Origin of the sequence: Streptomyces sp. WMMB 714 (genome assembly GCF_900090125.1) — a bacterium.
Lineage (GTDB): Bacteria > Actinomycetota > Actinomycetes > Streptomycetales > Streptomycetaceae > Streptomyces > Streptomyces daqingensis.
This window is the reverse complement of the sequence record NZ_FMHJ01000003.1, coordinates 344,924-360,389: the sequence shown is the minus strand read 5'-3', so window position 1 is coordinate 360,389 and position 15,466 is coordinate 344,924. Positions and strand designations below refer to the sequence as shown.

The window sequence follows — 15,466 nt, the reverse complement described above, 5'->3', positions numbered from 1 at the left end:
CGACTGCCCGGCACCGCTGTGTGCGGGCTGCCCCCTGCTCTCCGACTCGGATCATCAGCCCATGTCGTTCCGGAGTTCCTCCAGTGCCTTCGCCAACTCCGCGACGCGGGCGGCGAGTCCGTGCAGGTCCGCGACCCGGTGCGCTGCCCTCTCCTCCGCGGAGGGGCCGCCGGCGTCGGCGTCGTCCGTGACAGCGTCTCCCGTGACAGCGCCTCCCGTGACCGCTCCAATGACAGCGTCCCCCGCGTCCAGGGCGGCGGGGCCGTCCGGGCTCAGATGCCGCTCGACCGCCTCCAGACGCTGTGCGAACTCGCCGAGCCTGTCGCGCTGGTAGCTCAGCAACTTGTGCAACTGCTGGTTCTTGCGGTGGAGTTCGAGGAAGACGGAGACCTTCGCGCGCAGCATCCACGGGTCGAAGGGCTTGGTGAGGTAGTCCGCCGCGCCGGTGGCGTAGCCCCGGAACGCGTACCCCGCCTCGGAGGCGGACTCGGCGCCGCTGAGGAAGATGATCGGCACGTCCCGCGTCTGGTCCAGGCGCTTGATGTGGGCGGCGGTCTCGAAGCCGTCCATGCCGGGCATCAGGACGTCGAGCAGGACGACCGCGAACTCCTGGCGGAGCAGGGCCTTCATCGCCTCCTCACCGGAAGTGGCCCTGACGAGGGGGACCTCCAGCGTGCCGAGCACCGCTTCGAGAGCGACGAGGTTGTCCTCCCTGTCGTCGACCAGCAGCACTCCGGCCTCGCCGGACTGCCCGGGATACGCGGTGTGCGGTATGTGAGCCGAGTGGTCGGTGGTCATCGCCGCCTCGTGGGGTGGTGAGGGTCCAGCAGGGAGAGCACGGTGCCCAGGAGCTGTTCGATGACGACGGGCTTGGGCACGTACGCGGACGCTCCGGCGGCCATCGACTGCTCGCTGTCGCCGGGCATGGCCTGCGCGGTGAGGGCGATCACCGGCAGGTGTGCGGTGCGGGGATCGGCGCGGAGCCTGCGGATGGCCTCGTAGCCGTCCATCTCCGGCATCATGATGTCCATCAGGACCAGGTCGGGGGCGGGTTCGCGTGCCAGGGCGTCCAGCGCCTCGACGCCGTTCTCCGCGTAGCGCACGGACATGCCGACCCGGCCGAGCAGGTGCGTCAGGGCGAAGACGTTGCGGATGTCGTCGTCGGCGATCAGTACCCGCGTCCCCCGGAGGACCTCAGCCGCGCGGCCGTTCTGCCACTCGGTGAGAGCGGAGGCGGCCAGGACGTCCTCCTCGCGCAGGTCCGCGCGGAGTCCGGTCCCGGCCGGCAGGGGCGTGCCGCGTGCGCCGGCCGCCGCGCCGTCGCCCGTGCCCGCGTGTACCGCGCCGTCGCCCGTCCCAGGCCCCGCTGCGAGGCCCGCGGCCGGCCCCGCCGCCGGATGCCCGGGGTCCGGGGGGCCGTGGCCGTTGTCGCCGCGGGGCGCGGGCAGCTCGGCGGGCCACCCCTGCACCCCCCTCTGCCCCTGCTGGGCGGCCGGTGCCGCCTGCCCGGCCTGCGGGGCGGACGGACGGTGCACCGGCACCCACAGCGTGAACGTGCTGCCGCTGCCCTGGGCGCTCTCCACGGTGATGCTGCCGCCCAGCAGCCCTGCCAGCTCCCGGCTGATGGCGAGCCCGAGGCCCGTGCCGCCGTAGGTGCGGTGCGTGGATCCGTCGCCCTGCTGGAACGCCTCGAAGATGCGGGGCAGTTGCTCGGCCGCTATGCCGATCCCGGTGTCGGCGACGGTGAAGGTGATCAGCGGTTCGCCGTCGCCGCCCGGCTCCGCGGCGGGTGCGGCGTGCAGGCTGATACGGCCCTCGGAGGTGAACTTCAGGGCGTTGGACAGCAGGTTGCGCAGGATCTGCTGCAACCGCCGCTCGTCGGCGTGCAGTTCCTCGGGGGCGTCCTCCGCGGCGGTGACCGAGAAGCCCAGTCCCCGGTCCAGTGCGAGCGGCCTGAAGGTGTCCTCGACGTAGGTGAGCAGCTTGCGCAGCGTGAGGCGCCGGGGACGCGCCTCCATGCGGCCCGCCTCGATCTTGGCCAGGTCCAGCACGTCGTTGATCAGCAGCAGAAGGTCCGTGCCGGAGCGGTGGATCGTCTGGGCGAAGCGCACCTCCTCGGACGACAGGCGTCCTCCAGCGTTGTCGGCGAGCAACTGCGACAGGACGAGCAGGGAGTTGAGCGGTGTGCGCAGCTCGTGCGACATGTTCGCGAGGAACTGCGTCTTGTACTGCGAGGACGCCGCCAGCAGAGCCGCCTTCTCCGACAGCTCCGTGTTCGCCCTGATGGTCTGGAGGGCCACGCCCATCGTGTGGACGAACTGGTCGAAGAAGGCCAGGTGGATGTCGCTGAACGCCTGGAACGAGGCGAGTTCCAGCACGCCCAGCAGCCGGTCCTCGTACAGCACGGGCAGGATCACCACGCACGCGGGGCGGGCCTCTCCCAGCCCGGAGCCGATCGGCAGGTAGTCCGGGGGCAGGTCCGTCAGCACCAGCCGGCGCTTCTCCGCCGCGACCTGGGCGACCAGGCTGTGCCCGGTGACGCCGCCGCGGGGCCGTGCGCCCGGTTCGTACGCCGCCGTGCCGTACCCGGCGACGTAGCGCAGGTCCTCCGCGCCCGGTGCGGTGCCGGCCTCCGAGCGCCTGGCGAGGAAGAACGCGCCGAACTGGGCCCCGACGAGCGGCGGAAGCTCGCGCATGATCGGTTCGGCGATCTCGCGTATGTCGCGGCGGCCCTGCATCAGGGAGGCGAGCCGCGTCAGGTTGGATTCCAGCCACTCCTTCGCGCGGGTCGTCTCCCGGAGGTCCGTGACCATCCGGTTGACCGCTTCGGCGGCGTCCCGCCAACTGCCGGACAGGCCGCGGACGGTGGTGTGCGGCGTGACCGGGCCGTTGTGCTTGCCGCCCTGGCCGCGTCCGCCCTCCCCGTCCTCGTCGAGAGCCGCACGGGTCACCTCGGTGGTGAACAGGGCGAGTTGGTCGGTCATGCGGTTCACCGTGCGCCCGAGCCGGCGGAGTTCACCGCGCAGCGGCGTTCCGCGCGCGTGCAGATCGACGCGCCGGGAGAGGTCGCCGTCGGCCACGGCGTCGAGTACGCGAGTGGCCTCCGCACGGGAGCCGAGCACCGTGTCGAGAAGGGAGTCGACCGCGCGTACGGTGTCCGTCCACGCCCCCTGGCCGGGACTCGCACTCATCCGCTCGTCCATCCGGCCACGCCGGACGACGTCGTTGCGTAGGCGGACCAGCTCCGAGGAGAGGTGCTCGGTACGCGCCGCGAGCTCGTTCACCGTCTCCGCGATCTCCGTGTGCAGCCCCGGCGGGGCATCGCCGTCCACATGGACGCGGGCGGTGAAGTCCCCGTCGCGCAGGGTCCGGAGAGCATGCAGGACGTGGCGCAGACCGCCGTCTGCGACCGGGGGGCCGTCCAAGGGCCCGTGGACATCGCCACTCATCTTTGCGCCCATCAGTTTCGTCACTCGACGCATATGAATCAGGTCAGTCTGTCACCCTTGCGGTATCCGTCGGGTTTTAATCGGAGAACTGTTGAGGTGCGGCACTGTGGGGGCGATGGCGATGTGGTGGGGGGAAGCCGGAGGGGCGGTACCGGACGACGGGCCGCCAACCGGCACCGCGACCGGCCTCATGTCCGAATTGTCAGAACTCGTGCCCGGTCCGGACTCCTTCACGGCCGAGGTCGTGCTGCCGGGCGAGACCACGTCGCCCTGGGCGGCCCGTACGTTCGTGGGCCGCGCCCTGCACGTGTGGGGGATGCCGGACGCCGCCTCCGCCGACGCGGTGCTGCTGGCAAGCGAGTTGGTGACGAACGTGGTGGTGCACGCCGGTACGGGAGTGCGCCTGGAGTGCCGCCACGAGGGCGAGGCCCTGGTCGTCGAGGTCGAGGACAGGCACCCCACGCGTGCGGTGGAGACCCGTGCGCCCGCCGATCCGGAGGCGGGCGGCGGGAGCGTCCCCGGCTACGGGCTGCGCCTGGTCGCCGCGCTCGCCGAGGAGTGGGGCGTCAGCTACCGCAGGAGCGGCAAGACGGTCTGGTTCCGGCTGCCCTGGCAGCCCGGGGAGGCTCCGGAGGAGGGCATGCCGGCGGGCCGCGCCGCGGAGCAGCCGGCTGACCGTCCGGGGGGCGGTGCGGACGGCGCTCCCGCCACCGTCCGGCTGCCCAGGCAGGCGGACGGCACCGGTGACCGCGCGGACGCCGCGCGCCCCGCCCTCGGCGAACCGGACCGCACGGACAGCGACGCCGCGGCGCCCGTCCCGCCGGGCCAGGAGCTGAGCCTGACGGGCAGGCTCGCACCGAGTTCGCTGCGCCCCGCGCAGGGCGCCCAGTGGGGTACGGACTGGGTCAACCACGGCATCCTCTCCTTCCTGGCGGAGGCGTCCGACCTGCTCGCCGGGCAGACGGACGAGGACCGAGTGGCGTCCCTGGCCGGGCAGTTGCTGGTGCCGCGCTTCGCCGACTGGTGCGCCGTGTGGCTCGCCGACGCCGATACGCCCGCCCCGCCCCGGCTGGCGCGCGTGTGGCACTCCCAGGAGGACCGCATGGACGAACTCCGTGCGGAACTCGAGAAGTCGCCTCCCGCGCTGTCGAAGCGGACGCTCTCCGGGCAGGCCGTCCCCCTGCCGTGGCCCGGGCAGGCGTCCGCGTACGGGCCGGGCGGCGCCGCTGTGGGCTGCCGTCTCGCCGTGGGCGGACGCACGGTCGGCAGCCTCGTCATAGGGCGTGCGGGCCTGGTGCGCCTCCCCGACGAAGTGATCGGCATCGTCGAGGACTTCGCACGCCGTGTCGCTCTCGCCGTGCTCTCCGCACGGCGCTACACCCGGCAGGCGACCATCAGCCGGGTGCTCCAGCGTGGTCTGCTGCCGACCGGTGACGTGGCCATCCCCGGCGTGGCGACCTCGGTCGTCTACGAACCCGCGGGTGAGGGCTCGTGGGCCGGGGGCGACTTCTACGACTTCTTCGAAGTGGGCGACGGGCGCTGGCGGTTCGCGCTCGGCGACGTGTGCGGGAACGGCCCCGAAGCCGCCGTCGTCACCGGTCTGGCCCGGCCGGTGCTGCGGCTGCTGGCACGCGAGGGGTACGACGTCCGGCAGGTCATGGACCGCCTCAACCGGGAGGTGGGCGAGCAGACCCGGTTCCTGTCACTCGTCTACGGGGAGCTGGCGCCCCTCCCGGACGGCGGCGTGGAGTGCACGCTGGTGTGCGCGGGCCATCCGCTCCCCCTGGTGCGGACGCTCTCGGGCGAGGTGCGGGCGGCGGCGGAGCCGCAACTGCTGCTCGGCGTCGTGGAGGACGTCGGCTACGAGAGTCAGAGCGTGGTCCTGCGGCCGGGCGAGACGCTGCTGTGCGTGACGGACGGAGTCACGGAACGGCGGTCCGGCGCCCGGCAGTTCGACGACGGCGACGGCCTGTCCGCGGTGCTGGCCGGTTGCGGGGGACTGTCCGCCGCGGCGACGGCCGAGCGGGTCCGCCGCGCGGTCCACGACTTCGGGGACGGAGCCCCCGTGGACGACCTGGCGATGCTCGTACTGCGGGCACGCGAACCGCGGGCACGCGAAGAGGGCTGATCCGGCCCGCCGGCCCTGGGCTCGTGCCGCACGCGCGGTCCCGCCGGGCCGCGCGAGGGTCAGTCGACCAGGTCGCGCACGACGGCGTCGGCCAGCAGCCGCCCCCGCAGCGTCAGCACCGCCCGCCCCCGCTCGTACGGCCCGGCTTCGAGCAGGCCGTCGGCGAGCGCACGCCGGGCGGCGGACGCACCGTCCGGAGCGAGCAGGTCCAGCGGGCAGCCGGCCTCGAGGCGCAGCTCCAGGAGGATCCGCTCCACGCGCCGGTCCTCCGGACCGAGGACCTCGCGGCCCGCGCCGGGGGAGCGGCCCCCCGCCAGGGCCTGCGCGTAGGCCGCCGGGTGCTTGACGTTCCACCAGCGCACCCCGCCCACGTGGCTGTGGGCGCCCGGTCCGCCGCCCCACCAGTCCGCGCCCGTCCAGTACAGCTCGTTGTGCCGGCAGGGGGCGGAAGGGTCGTTCGCGGCAGCCCAGTTGGAGACCTCGTACCAGGTCAGGCCCGCGGCGGTGAGCGTCTCGTCCGCGATGAGGTAGCGGTCCGCGTGCACGTCGTCGTCCGTCATGGGGACCTCGCCGCGGCGGATGCGGCGGGCGAGCTGCGTGCCCTCCTCGACGATCAGGGCGTAGGCCGAGACGTGGTCGGGCGAGGCGGCGAGAGCCGCGTCGAGGGAGGCGCGCCAGTCGTCGTCCGTCTCGCCGGGCGTTCCGTAGATCAGGTCGAGGTTGACGTGGGTGAAGCCGGCGGCTCGTGCCTCCTTCACGCACGCCTGCGGGCGCCCGGGGGTGTGGGTGCGGTCCAGGACCTCCAGGACGTGGGCGCGTGCGCTCTGCATGCCGAAGGAGATCCGGTTGAAGCCCGCGGCCCGCAGCTCCGCCAGGTAGCGGGCGTCCACCGATTCGGGGTTCGCCTCGGTCGTCACCTCGGCGCCGGGCGCCAGCCCGAACTCGTCCCGCACGGCGGAGAGCATCCGCGCGAGGTCGCCGGCCGGGAGGAGGGTCGGTGTGCCGCCGCCGACGAAGACCGTCTCCACGGGGCGCGGATCGTCCCCGAGCACCTTGCGGGCGAGGCGGATCTCGTCGGTCAGGGTCGCGGCGTAGTTCTCGCGGGAGGCGAGGACGCCCCCGGCACCGCGCAGCTCGCCTGCGGTGTAGGTGTTGAAGTCGCAGTAGCCGCAGCGTGTGGCGCAGTACGGCACGTGCAGGTAGAAGCCCAGGGGCCGGTCTTCGCGGCCGGCCAGGGCTTCCGGCGGCAGTGCGCCGCTCTCGGGCACGGGCTCGCCGTCGGGCAGTGCGGAGGGCATGCGCCCCATTGTCCGTGACGGGCGGACGGTCCACGACGACGGGCGGGCGCTCCGCTGCGGCGGACCGTCCGGCAAGCGGGGACGGGCCGGGCCCGGCGGGCGCCGCGAGGGCCTGGCGGCCGGGCCCCGCGGCTCAGGAGAAGCCGACCGTCACGTGGTCGATGAGCTGCTCGACCCTGCCGAGCAGCGCCGGCTCCAGATCGCGGTAGGTCCGCACGCGGCCGAGGATGCGCTGCCACGCCGCCCCCGTGTTCTCGGGCCAGCCCAGCGCCCTGCACACGCCGGTCTTCCAGTCCTGCCCGTGCGGCACCCGCGGCCAGGCGTCGATCCCCACGGACGACGGCTTCACGGCCTCCCAGATGTCGATGTAGGGGTGGCCGACCACCAGGACGTGGTCGCCAGTGACCTCCGCCGCGATGCGGGACTCCTTCGACCCCGGCACGAGGTGGTCGACCAGCACGCCGAGGCGCGCGTCCGGGCCCGGGTCGAACTCCCGCACGACGGCGGGAAGATCGTCGACGCCCTCCAGGTACTCGACCACCACGCCCTCGATGCGCAGATCGTCGCCCCAGACCTTCTCGACAAGCTCCGCGTCGTGCCGCCCCTCGACGTAGATGCGGCCCGCACGCGCCACTCGGGCCCGGGCCCCCGGCACCGCCAGCGATCCCGACGCGGTGCGCCGGGGCGCCGCCGCGTCCCCGCTTCCGGCACGGGCGCCGCCGGAAGGCCGCTGCGGCCCGACGAGCGTGACCGTCCTGCCCTCCAGCAGGAAGCCGCGCGGTTCCATGGGGAAGACGCGGTGCTTGCCGAACCGGTCCTCGAGGGTGACGGTCGGCCCCTCCGCCGTCTTCTCCGTGCGGATCACCGCGCCGCAGTAGCCCGTGGTGATCTCCTCCACCACCAGCCCCGGGTCGGCCGGGACCTCCGGCACGGGCTGCCGCTTCTTCCACGGCGGGGTCAGGTCGGAGTCATAGGAACGGCTGCGCATGACGGCATTCTTCACGACCGAGCGAAGCGCCGCGCCAGACCGTCCCGTTGCGCGCGTACGAAAGCCGCGTCCACGACGGCGCCGTGCCCCGGCACGTACAGCGCGTCCTGCCCGCCGAGCGACAGCAGCCGGTCCAGGGTGGCAGGCCACAGGGCGGGCGCGGCGTCGGGGCCGGCCTGCGGCTCACCGGACTCCTCGACGAGGTCTCCGCAGAAGACGACCGTCCTGCCGTCCGCGCCGCCCTCGCCCGTGCCGCGCACCACGACCGCCAGATCGTGCGGGCTGTGCGCGGCGCCCAGGTCCACCAGCACCACCTCCCGCCCGCCCGGCGACAGCGTGAGCTCGCCGCCGACCGTGTGCCCGGGCACGACCAGGGACTCCGCCGACGCCGCCGCCTCATCCCCCGGCATGCCGTGGTGCTCCGCGTCCTGGCGCAACTCCTCGCGGGCGCCGGCCAGATGGACGTCCATGCCGCCGGCCGCGTAGATCCGCGCCGCGGTGAACGACGCCGCCCCCAGTACGTGGTCGAAGTGCGGATGCGTGAGCACCACACGGGTCACGGGCAGCCCGAACATGCCGAGCAGCTCGTCGCGGACGCGCGCGCCCTCCTCGACGCTCGCTCCCGCGTCCACCAGCAGCAGCCCCGACGTGCCGCGCACCGCGCCCACCGTCGCGTCCCAGCGGGGGAGCCGGCGCCGCACCACACCCGGCGCCAGCTCCTCCCAGCCGCTCGCGGAGCGCACACCGGCCGCGGGCGTTCCCGCGTCTTCCATGTCTGCGGCCATGCGGTGACGCTAACGGGAGTCCCCGGAATCCGTGCGCGCGGTACCTTCAATCGGGCGGCTCTTGCCCCGGCCACGGCTACCGGCCGTACACTGACCCAGGGGATCTGGCACTCCGTCGGGGAGAGTGCCAAGGACGCAGGAGACGGCCGGCGGCCGGAGGCACTGCGCCCCCAGTGCGAGCGCGGCAAGGCTGGACGGGAGGTGTGCGCGTTGCTCAGTGAACGCAGGCTCGAAGTTCTGCGCGCGATCGTCCAGGACTACGTGGGCACGGAGGAACCCGTGGGTTCCAAGGCGCTGACGGAGCGGCACAACCTCCAGGTCTCGCCGGCGACGGTGCGCAACGACATGGCGGTCCTGGAGGACGAGGGGTACATCGCGCAGCCCCACACCAGCGCGGGCCGTATCCCGACGGACAAGGGCTACCGCCTCTTCGTCGACAAGCTGGCCGGCGTGAAGCCGCTGTCCTCCCCGGAGCGCAAGGCGATCCAGAACTTCCTCGAGGGCGCCGTCGACCTCGACGACGTGGTGGGGCGCACGGTGCGTCTGCTGGCGCAGCTGACCAGGCAGGTCGCCGTCGTGCAGTACCCGTCGCTGACCCGCTCCACGGTGCGGCACGTCGAGCTGCTCTCGCTCGCCCCGGCCCGGCTGATGCTGGTGCTGATCACCGACACCGGCCGTGTCGAGCAGCGCCTCGTCGACACCCCGGCCCCGATGAGCGAGGACTCCCTCGCCGATCTTCGCGCACGGCTGAACAGCCGGGTCGTGGGTCAGCGCTTCACGGACGTACCCTCCCTGGTGCAGGACCTTCCGGAGGCTTTCGACGGCGACGACCGGGGCACGGTCTCGACCGTGCTCGCGACCCTGCTGGAGACCCTGGTCGAGGAGACGGAGGAGCGGCTGATCATCGGCGGCACCTCCAACCTCACCCGCTTCGGGCACGACTTCCCCCTGACGATCCGGCCGGTGCTGGAGGCGCTGGAGGAGCAGGTCGTGCTGCTGAAGCTGCTCGGAGAGGCGAAAGACCCCGGAATGACCGTAAGAATCGGGCATGAGAATGCCCACGAAGGGCTGAGTTCCACGTCGGTGGTTTCGGTCGGCTACGGTTCGGGCGACGAAGCAGTCGCCAAGCTCGGCGTGGTCGGACCGACCCGCATGGACTACCCCGGAACGATGGGAGCTGTACGCGCAGTGGCACGGTACGTCGGACAGATCCTCGCGGAGTCGTAAGTGGCGGCGGACTACTACGCGGTCCTCGGCGTGCAGCGCGACGCCTCGCAGGACGAGATCAAGAAGGCCTTCCGCAGGCTGGCGCGCGAACTGCACCCGGACGTCAATCCGGACCCGAAGACGCAGGAGCGGTTCAAGGAGATCAACACCGCTTACGAGATCCTCTCGGACCCGCAGAAGAAGCAGGTCTACGACCTCGGCGGCGACCCGACGGGCGGTGCCGGCGGCGCTGGCGGCGGCTTCGGCGGAGCGGGCTTCGGCAACTTCTCCGACATCATGGACGCCTTCTTCGGGACGGCCTCGCAGCGGGGCCCCAGGTCCCGTACGCGGCGCGGCCAGGACGCCATGATCCGGCTCGACATCGACCTGGAGGAGTCGGCCTTCGGCACCACGAAGGAGATCCAGGTCGACACGGCGGTCGTCTGCAACACCTGCAGCGGCGAGGGCGCGGCGCCCGGCACCTCGGCGCAGACCTGCGACATGTGCCGCGGGCGGGGCGAGGTCTCCCAGGTGACGCGCTCCTTCCTGGGCCAGGTCATGACGTCGCGTCCGTGCCCGCAGTGCCAGGGGTTCGGCACGGTCGTGCCGACGCCCTGCCCCGAGTGCGCCGGCGACGGCCGCATCCGTTCGCGCCGCAGCCTGACGGTGAAGATCCCCGCGGGCGTGGACAACGGCACCCGCATCCAGCTCGCGGGCGAGGGCGAGGTCGGCCCGGGCGGCGGCCCGGCGGGCGACCTGTACGTCGAGATCCACGAGAAGTCGCACTCGACGTTCCAGCGGCGGGGCGACGACCTGCACTGCACGGTGACCATCCCCATGACGGCGGCGGCGCTCGGCACGAAGGTGCCGCTGGAGACGCTGGACGGCGTGGAGGAGGTCGACATCCGCCCGGGTACGCAGTCCGGCCAGTCGATCCCGCTGCACGAGCGCGGCATCACGCATCTGCGGGGCGGCGGGCGCGGCCAGCTGATCGTCCACGTCGAGGTGACGACGCCGAACAACCTGGAGCCGGAGCAGGAGGAGCTGCTGCGTCGGCTGGCGAAGCTGCGCGGCGAGGAGCGGCCCACCGGGCAGTTCCAGCCCGGCCAGCAGGGGCTCTTCTCCCGTCTCAAGGACGCGTTCAACGGCCGCTGAGCGGCGGCGGGTTGACGTCCACGCGGATTCGGGCCGCCCCGCCGCGCCCACCCGGCCGGTGCCTGCGCGGCGGGTGCCGGGCTCTCCCGGGGCGGCGGGCTCCGGGGCGGGGCGGTACCCGCGAGGCGTGGATGTGCCGCGTGGCAGGATGAACGCATGTCCATCCCGCTGAGCGCGCTCTCCGACTTCACGGAGCATCCGATCGTGCAGGCACCCATGGCGGGCGGCGTGTCCTGTCCGGAACTGGCGGGCAAGGTCAGCGAGTCGGGCGGACTGGGCTTCCTCGCCGCCGGCTACAAGACGCCGGAAGCCATGTACGAGGACATCAAGCAGCTGCGCGGACTCACCCAACGCCCGTTCGGCGTCAACCTGTTCATGCCGCAGCCCGACCACGCCGACGCGGGCTCCCTGGAGCGCTACCGCGCCCAGCTCGGCGGCGAGGCGATGTGGTACGAGACGGAGCTCGGCGACACGGACCACGCCACCGACGACGCCTACGAGGCGAAGCTCGCGATCCTCTTCGACGACCCCGTCCCCGTCGTCTCCTTCACCTTCGGCTGCCCCACGCGGGGCGTGCTGGAGCGCTTCCACAAGCGCGGCACCTACACGGTGGTGACGGTCACCTCCGTCGGTGAGGCGCAGGTCGCGGAGTGGTCGGGGGCCGACGCCGTCTGCGTGCAGGGCACCGAGGCGGGCGGCCACCAGGCCACCCACCGCGACGACCCGCAGGAGGACGGCACCGGCAGCGCCCTCGGCCTGCTCTCGCTCGTGGAGCACGTCAAGGACGCGGTGCGGCTGCCCGTCATCGCGGCGGGCGGTGTCATGCGCGGCCGGCAGATCGCCGCCGTGCTCGCGGCGGGGGCCGTCGCGGCGCAGCTCGGCACGGCCTTCCTGGTGTGCCCGGAGTCGGGTGCCGACCCGGTGCACAAGGAGGCCATGACGAACCCGCTCTTCAACCGCACCGCGATGACACGCGCGTTCACGGGACGTCCCGCGCGCGCACTGGTCAACCGCTTCCTGAGGGAGCACGGCCGGTACGCCCCGGCCGCCTACCCCCACGTGCACCATCTGACGGCGAGCGTGCGGAAGGCGGCGGCCAAGGCGAAGGACCCGCAGGGGATGGCGCTGTGGGCGGGGCAGGGCCACCGGCTCGCGCGGGACCTCCCGGCGGCGCAGCTGATGGACGTCCTGGTGACGGAGCTGACCGTGGCCCGCGAGGCGCTGCTGAAGCGCGGCGTCCCCGGGAGCGGGGCATGACGGCCCCGGTCTTCCTGGCGGACGGCGGGGAACTGGCGGACGCCCTGCGCTCCGGCGGCGGCACCGTCGTACTGGAGGGCCCGGAGGGGCGGCACGCGGTGTCCGTGAAGCGGCTGCGGCCGGGCGAAGAGGTCGTACTGACGGACGGCGCGGGGGCGGGCGTCGCGGGCACCGTCGAGAACGTCTCGGGCAAGGACCGCCTGGAGGTGGCGGTCACCTCCGTACGCACGGAGGCGGAGCCCAGGCCCCTGATCACCGTCGTGCAGGCGCTGCCGAAGGGCGACCGCGGCGAGCTGGCCGTGGAGATGCTGACCGAGACGGGGGCGGACCGGATCGTGCCGTGGGCCGCTTCGCGCTGCGTGACGCAGTGGCGTGGCGAACGCGGTGCGAAGTCGCTCCGCAAGTGGCGGTCCGCGGCGCGGGAGGCGGGCAAGCAGGCACGCAGGCTGAGGTTCCCGGAGGTCGCGGACCTCGCCACGACGGCACAGGTCGCCCGGGTGCTGCGCGACGCGGAGCTGGGCGCCGTGCTGCACGAGGAGGGCGGCGAGGTGCTCTCCGCGGCCGAACTCCCCGCGGACGGCGGGATCGTGCTGGTCGTGGGTCCCGAAGGGGGCGTCGCCCCGGAGGAGTTGGCGTCCTTCGAGGAGGCCGGGGCGCTGTCCTACCGGCTGGGGCCGACGGTGCTGCGCACCTCCACCGCCGGGACGGCGGCGACGGCGCTGCTGATGGCACGTTCGGGGCGCTGGTCCTGACCCGCCTGCTCCGTGCGGCCTGTCCGGGGCTCCTCGTCCGGGGCGGCGCCGGGCTCCGCGGCGGCCGCGGACCGAGGGTTCACGCGGGTGCCCTTCCGGGCCGCACAGGTAGCATCCCTGCATGGCTGGAGAACCCCAGGCGGACTGCCTGTTCTGCAAGATCGTGGCGGGTGACGTCCCGGCGACCGTCGTGCGCGAGTCGCAGAGGATCATCGCGTTCCGCGACATCAACCCCCAGGCGCCCACCCACGTCCTCGTGATCCCCAAGGCGCACTACGCGGACGCTGCGTCTCTCGCCGCGGCCGAGCCGCAGCTCGCCGCCGAGGTGCTGGCCGAGGCGGGCGCGGTGGCCGAGGACGAGAACATCGTCCCCTCGGAGACGGGCCCGGGCTCCGGCTACCGCATCGTGTTCAACACGGGTGCCGGCGCGGGCCAGACGGTCTTCCACGCGCACGCCCACGTACTCGGCGGGCGCGGCCTGAACTGGCCGCCCGGCTAGGGGCCGGACCTCCATGTCGCAGCGCGAACTGGTAGTGCTGGGCACGGCAAGCCAGGTCCCCACCCGGCACCGCAACCACAACGGCTACGTCCTGCTGTGGGACGGGCACGGCATCCTCTTCGATCCCGGCGAGGGCACCCAGCGGCAGATGCTCCGCGCCGGCGTGGCCGCCCACGACCTGACGCGCATCTGCGTCACGCACTTCCACGGCGACCACTCGCTCGGTCTCGCCGGCGTCATCCAGCGCATCAACCTCGACCGGGTGCCGCACACCGTCACGGCGCACTACCCCGCGAGCGGGCAGCGCTTCTTCGACAGGCTGCGCCACGCGACCGCGTACCGGGAGACCGTGCGTCTGGACGAGCGGCCCGTCGGCGGGCCGGGCGCGGTGGAGGTGGCGCCGGCCCCGGACTCCTCCGGGGAGCGGGCCGAGGCGGCGGGGGAGGACCCGCCCTTCGTCCTCACCGCGCACCGGCTGTCCCACCCCGTCGAGTCGTACGGCTACCGGCTGGTGGAGCCAGACGGCCGCCGCATGCTGCCGGAACGGCTCGCGGCGGAGGGCATCCGCGGCCCCGACGTCGGCAGGCTCCAGCGCGAGGGCGAACTGAGGGGCGTGCGGCTGGAGGACGTCAGCGTCTCCCGGCGCGGCCAGCGTTTCGCCTTCGTCATGGACACCCGGATGTGCGACGGGGTGCACGCGCTCGCCCAGGACTGCGACCTGCTCGTCATCGAGTCCACGTTCCTCGACGACGACCTGCCGCTGGCCGAGGAGCACGGCCACCTCACGGCCGGGCAGGCCGGCCGGGCGGCCGCGGAGGCGGGCGTGCGCAGCCTCGTCCTCACGCACTTCTCGCAGCGCTACACCGACCCCTCGCTCTTCGCCGAGCAGGCCAGGAAGGCTGGTTTCGAAGGGGAGTTGACGGTGGCGGAGGACCTGATGCGGGTGCCCGTACCGAAAAGGCGCAGCTGACCGCGCCCCTCCGCCGGGTACGGTCGCGGACGTGAACGAGGAGGGTTCCCCGCGCGGAGGGGAGAACGGGACGCTGCCACGGGGCGCTTCCCCGGCGCACCACGTGAGCGACATCGCGGGCCGCACCGTGGCGTGGGAGGACTTCGGCGGGTGCGGTCCGCCGCTGCTCGCACTGCACGGCACCTTCGGCCGGGGCTCGGTCTTCGCGCCACTCGCGCGGCGTGCGGAGGGCCGATTCCGCGTCATCGCGCCCGATCTGCGGGGGCATGGGCACAGCGCCCGCGCGGACGACTACGGCGCTCGGGCGTTCGTCGCCGACGCGGCGGCCTTCGTCGAACACCTGGGCCTCGGCCCGCTGCCGGTGCTCGGCCACTCCCGGGGCGGCGTCGTGGCCCTCCAACTGGCTGCCGCGCACGCCGAGTCGGTCTCCTCGCTGATCGTCGAGGACATCGGCGCGGTCCTGCGCAGCCCGGAGGTCGCCCACCCCGTACTGGACGTGCGCGGGTGGCCCCGCTCGGCCGCGTCCCGCGAGGAGCTGGGCGCGGCGATCGAAGCGGCCGGAGTGCCGGACAGCGGCTACTTCCTGCAGAGCGCCGTGCGGCGGCGGACGCCCGAAGGGACGTGCTGGGAGCTGCTGTTCGACTGGGACGACATGATGGCCGTGCAGGACAGCGGCATCGGCGACTGGTGGGCCGACTGGCTCGGCTCCAGCTGCCCCGCACTGCTGCTCCGCGGGGGCGAGAGCCCGATGCTGAGCGCGGCAGCGGCGCGGGAGATGTGCCGGCGCAGAGGGCGCACCCGCCTCGTGGAGTTCCCGGGCGCGGGCCACTGGGTCCACGACGACGACGCGGAAGGCGTCGCGGAGGCCATCGCGGACTTCCTCGCGCGATGAGCCGGGGCCCTCCCGCCGCATGGGCCCGGTACCGGGGGCAAGAGGGTGCCACGTACAACACGGGCGCCGCGTCAAGTTCCTTGCTGG

At 73.4% G+C, this 15,466-nt stretch carries 13 protein-coding genes; 8 read left to right on the top strand and 5 right to left on the bottom strand.

Annotated elements, in window-relative coordinates:
* Window positions 1–54: 54 nt before the first annotated feature.
* Together H181DRAFT_RS06950 and H181DRAFT_RS06945 are read right to left on the bottom strand one after the other, a co-directional pair.
* Window positions 55–798, bottom strand: coding sequence for a response regulator (locus tag H181DRAFT_RS06950; protein ID WP_078895546.1), 744 nt, complete (start codon window positions 796–798; stop codon window positions 55–57).
* Window positions 795–3,449, bottom strand: coding sequence for a hybrid sensor histidine kinase/response regulator (locus H181DRAFT_RS06945; RefSeq protein WP_254666736.1), 2,655 nt, complete (start codon window positions 3,447–3,449; stop codon window positions 795–797). The genes H181DRAFT_RS06950 and H181DRAFT_RS06945 overlap by 4 nt, the downstream gene beginning before the upstream one ends.
* A gap of 115 nt (window positions 3,450–3,564) precedes the next feature.
* Here H181DRAFT_RS06945 and H181DRAFT_RS06940 point away from each other — a divergent pair, with 115 nt between their 5' ends.
* Window positions 3,565–5,577: a SpoIIE family protein phosphatase gene (locus H181DRAFT_RS06940; RefSeq protein ID WP_254666735.1), complete on the top strand. Its 2,013-nt coding sequence runs from the start codon at window positions 3,565–3,567 to the stop codon at window positions 5,575–5,577.
* Window positions 5,578–5,636: 59 nt separating this feature from the next.
* Here the strand turns inward: H181DRAFT_RS06940 and hemW are convergent, their stop codons facing one another.
* The 3 genes from hemW to H181DRAFT_RS06925 form a co-directional block, all read right to left on the bottom strand.
* A complete protein-coding gene (hemW, locus tag H181DRAFT_RS06935; RefSeq protein ID WP_045863328.1) occupies window positions 5,637–6,875 on the bottom strand; it encodes a radical SAM family heme chaperone HemW in 1,239 nt (412 codons plus the stop codon).
* Between the two features lie 133 nt (window positions 6,876–7,008).
* On the bottom strand, window positions 7,009–7,863 hold the full coding sequence (locus tag H181DRAFT_RS06930; protein ID WP_045863327.1) for a DUF3097 domain-containing protein: 855 nt from the start codon (window positions 7,861–7,863) through the stop codon (window positions 7,009–7,011).
* 11 nt (window positions 7,864–7,874) lie between these two features.
* Window positions 7,875–8,648, bottom strand: a complete 774-nt coding sequence (locus H181DRAFT_RS06925; protein WP_254666734.1) for an MBL fold metallo-hydrolase — start codon at window positions 8,646–8,648, stop codon at window positions 7,875–7,877.
* 210 nt (window positions 8,649–8,858) lie between these two features.
* Between H181DRAFT_RS06925 and hrcA the strand changes: the two genes are divergently transcribed.
* The 7 genes from hrcA (at window position 8,859) to H181DRAFT_RS06890 (ending at window position 15,379) form a co-directional block, all read left to right on the top strand.
* Complete coding sequence (hrcA, locus tag H181DRAFT_RS06920; RefSeq protein WP_045863326.1) at window positions 8,859–9,875, top strand: heat-inducible transcriptional repressor HrcA; 1,017 nt, start codon at window positions 8,859–8,861, stop codon at window positions 9,873–9,875.
* Window positions 9,876–11,009, top strand: a complete 1,134-nt coding sequence (gene dnaJ / locus H181DRAFT_RS06915) for a molecular chaperone DnaJ (RefSeq protein WP_045863325.1) — start codon at window positions 9,876–9,878, stop codon at window positions 11,007–11,009.
* Between the two features lie 156 nt (window positions 11,010–11,165).
* The gene (locus H181DRAFT_RS06910; RefSeq protein WP_045863324.1) at window positions 11,166–12,266 is read left to right on the top strand and encodes a nitronate monooxygenase; all 1,101 of its coding nucleotides are present in this window, start codon (window positions 11,166–11,168) and stop codon (window positions 12,264–12,266) included.
* Window positions 12,263–13,018 (top strand): 16S rRNA (uracil(1498)-N(3))-methyltransferase, encoded by a 756-nt coding sequence (locus H181DRAFT_RS06905; protein ID WP_045863323.1) that lies wholly within the window; start codon window positions 12,263–12,265, stop codon window positions 13,016–13,018. Before H181DRAFT_RS06910 ends, H181DRAFT_RS06905 begins: the two co-directional genes overlap by 4 nt.
* Before the next feature lie 121 nt (window positions 13,019–13,139).
* Window positions 13,140–13,517, top strand: coding sequence for a histidine triad nucleotide-binding protein (locus H181DRAFT_RS06900; RefSeq protein ID WP_045863322.1), 378 nt, complete (start codon window positions 13,140–13,142; stop codon window positions 13,515–13,517).
* A gap of 13 nt (window positions 13,518–13,530) precedes the next feature.
* Window positions 13,531–14,487 carry a ribonuclease Z gene (locus H181DRAFT_RS06895; protein WP_045863321.1) on the top strand — a complete coding sequence of 319 codons (957 nt, stop codon included), beginning with the start codon at window positions 13,531–13,533 and terminating at the stop codon, window positions 14,485–14,487.
* Between the two features lie 31 nt (window positions 14,488–14,518).
* A complete protein-coding gene (locus tag H181DRAFT_RS06890) occupies window positions 14,519–15,379 on the top strand; it encodes an alpha/beta fold hydrolase (RefSeq protein ID WP_254666733.1) in 861 nt (286 codons plus the stop codon).
* Window positions 15,380–15,466: the final 87 nt, after the last annotated feature.